Raw genomic sequence first — 2,782 nt, forward strand, 5'->3', positions numbered from 1 at the left:
CTCGGCCCGAATCCCGGTGTATGTGCTGCTGATCGGGATGCTGGTGCCGTCCGATGAGCGGTTCGGTCCGGTGCAGGCCCAAGGTGCGGTGATGTTCGGTCTGTATTTCCTCGGCGGATCGTCGGCGATGCTGGCCGCCGCGGTGTTCAAGAAGACCCGGTCCCTGCGCAGCGGACTCCTGCCGTTCTACATGGAGATGCCGCCGTATCGGACGCCGTCACCGAAATCGGTGTTGCTGATGATGTGGGACTCGACCCGCATGTTCCTGCGCAAGGTCGGCAAGATCATCCTGCTCACCTCCATCGCGCTCTGGCTGCTCCTGTCGTTGCCCGCCCACAGCGCCGAGGCCGACAAGGTCAGGTCCGACACCGTCGCGGCCCAGCTCGCCGACGGCGCGACGGCCGACGACGCCCAGGCATCCGGCGACACCGCGGCGCGGTCCTATGTCATGGAGAACAGCTTCGCCGCGTCGATCGGCCGGTTCGTCGAACCCGTCTTCGAACCGCTCGGGTTCGACTGGCGCATCGACATCGGCATCCTCGGCTCCTTCGCCGCGCGGGAGGTGGTGGTCTCCACCCTCGGCCAGATCGCCGCCGCCGAGAATCCCGACGATCCGTCGGCCGCGCTGTCGTCCATGACCTACACCGAGGGGCCGCATCAGGGTGAAAAGCTGTTCTCGGCACCCACGATCGTGGCGATGCTGTTGTTCTTCGTCTATGCATTGCAGTGCATGTCGACGATCGGCGCGTTGCGCCGGGAGACCAATTCCTGGAAGTGGCCTGCCATCGCCTGGAGTTACATGTTTGTCCTCGCCTGGGTCGCGGGCTTCGCGGGCTACCAGATCACCGCGGCGATCACCGGGTAGATGCCGAGATGTCCGTCCTGTTGATCCCCGCCGCCGACCCGACGTCGTCATCGACCATCCGGTGGCGCGTCGGACCCGGCCTCGTCCGCGTCACCGGTTCGGTACCGCCGAACAGGTTGCCGGCTCCGCTGCGCGATCTCGCCGACGAGGGCGTGATCACCGCGATCAGTGTCTCGCCCGGCCGGATCGACACCACGTTCCGCGGCGAGCGCCCCGCACCGGCCGACGGCGCGCGGGTACGTACGGCTCTGTATGAGGTCTTGTCCGCGCCCGGCGGCTGGCCCGATCGCGCTGCACCGGGCGAGGATGCCGAAGCCGAGGACCCCGCGGATGGTGTCGTGAGCGACGCCGAACAGTCACGTGCCGCCGACCGCGAACTCACGGCCGCGGTGGCCACCATCCTCGACGGCGAGTTCGGGATGTACACGGCCTCGCACGGCGGTCGCATCGACCTCGTCGACGTCCACGACGGTGTGGTCACCGTCGGATTGGCCGGCACCTGTCATGGGTGCGCCGCGGCCGACATCACGCTGAGTCGTCATCTCGCCGCACGACTGCGGCGCGAACCCGGATTCCGGACCCTGCGGACCACCGACGATCCGCCGGGCGACACCTGTTGCGCGAACTGATCGATCAGAGCCCGTGCTCGCCGAGCCAGTTCACCGCGACCTCCTGCGGATCGGCGCCCCGGTTCACCTCGGCGACGAGTGTCGCGAGCTCGGCGGTGGACATCTCCCCGGCCACCGTGTTCACTGCCTTGACCTCTGTGCTGTTCAGGGCTGCGGTCCGATAGACCGGCACCAGCTCCTGCGGTCGCGGGCCGGTGACGACCACTGTCGCGGCCGATCCGTCCTCCTCGGGTGCCTCGACACGCAGCGCTCGGAGGTCGGCCTCATCGCCGGTTTTCTGGGCTCCGCTGACGTCGAGTGGGGTCAGCACGGCTGCCGCGTCCCCTGTCGCCACCCGTGCGACCGCGTCGGCCGCCGACGACACCGACTCCACCGCGCCGAAACGGCAGCCCGCCGCACGGAACGTCTCCATCACCGTCTCGTCGGGCGATCCGACGACGACGACGGGCAGTCCGGCCGGCAGCCGGGCGCAGTCGGCGAGGTCGTTCACCCCACTGCGCTCGGCGACCGCGGTCGACACGAAGACCTGCGGTGTCACCGACACCGTCGTGGGATCGCCGACCGAAACACCTTGTGGCAAGGACCGGTTCAGGTCGTCGTAGACCTCGGAGGGGGTCTGCGGGTTCAACCCGGGGGCGAGCTCGGTCACCAGGCGCCCGCCGAACGACGGGAACAGGTCGACCGTGCCGGCGTCCATCTCGTCGAGGAGGGCACGATCGTCGCCGATGGGTTCGTTCTGCGATACCCGACTCCCCGCGTGACGCAGCACGCCGGCATAGATCTGCGCCATCACCTCCATGGCAGGGGTACCGGAGGACCCCACAACCAGGGCATCGTCGGTCGTATCCGTTTCCGAACACCCGGTCACCGTGGCGACCAGTGTCAGGACCACCAGGATCGCCGTCGTGGCGCGCTTGATCACGGCCCAACGATAGGACATGCGGCGGCGCTATCCCCCGGCGGCGATGAAGCCCGCCACGGAGTTGGCGATCAGCTGGACCGCGATGGCGGCGAGCAGTAGGCCCGCGACCTTGGCGAGCAGCGTGATCCCACCGACGCCGAGGACGCGGATCAGGAAAGTGGAATAGCGCAGCACGATCGCGACGATCACGTGGACGGTGATGATCGCCGCCGCGATGGCGACGTACCCGCCGATGTCCCCCGACACGCTGCTCACCCCGACGATGACTGCGGCAATCGCGCCCGGCCCGGCCAACAGCGGGGTGCCCAGCGGGACAAGAGCCACGTTGACGTCCTCGCTGGCCTGCGGATTCCCCGCATTGCCGAG

The 2,782-nt window shown here is 68.5% G+C and carries 4 protein-coding genes; 2 read left to right on the top strand and 2 right to left on the bottom strand.

Translation table 11 applies throughout. The annotated features are described in order from the left end of the window. Both GORHZ_RS27730 and GORHZ_RS29800 read left to right on the top strand, forming a co-directional pair. Positions 1 to 865: nucleoside recognition domain-containing protein (locus tag GORHZ_RS27730; protein WP_006339136.1), on the top strand; the 865-nt coding region annotated here is incomplete at its 5' end. 8 nt (positions 866 to 873) lie between these two features. Beyond that, positions 874 to 1,494, top strand: a complete 621-nt coding sequence (locus GORHZ_RS29800; protein WP_006339137.1) for a NifU family protein — start codon at positions 874 to 876, stop codon at positions 1,492 to 1,494. A 4-nt stretch (positions 1,495 to 1,498) separates the two neighbouring features. Here the strand turns inward: GORHZ_RS29800 and GORHZ_RS27740 are convergent, their stop codons facing one another. Beyond that, entirely contained in the window at positions 1,499 to 2,416 is a 918-nt protein-coding gene (locus tag GORHZ_RS27740) for a glycine betaine ABC transporter substrate-binding protein (RefSeq protein ID WP_245551538.1), read from the bottom strand. A 27-nt stretch (positions 2,417 to 2,443) separates the two neighbouring features. After that, the coding region (locus GORHZ_RS27745) for a MarC family protein (RefSeq protein ID WP_006339141.1) at positions 2,444 to 2,782 on the bottom strand (339 nt) is incomplete at its 5' end.

The sequence above is a fragment of the Gordonia rhizosphera NBRC 16068 genome, assembly GCF_000298195.1.
In the GTDB taxonomy this organism is placed as follows: domain Bacteria; phylum Actinomycetota; class Actinomycetes; order Mycobacteriales; family Mycobacteriaceae; genus Gordonia; species Gordonia rhizosphera.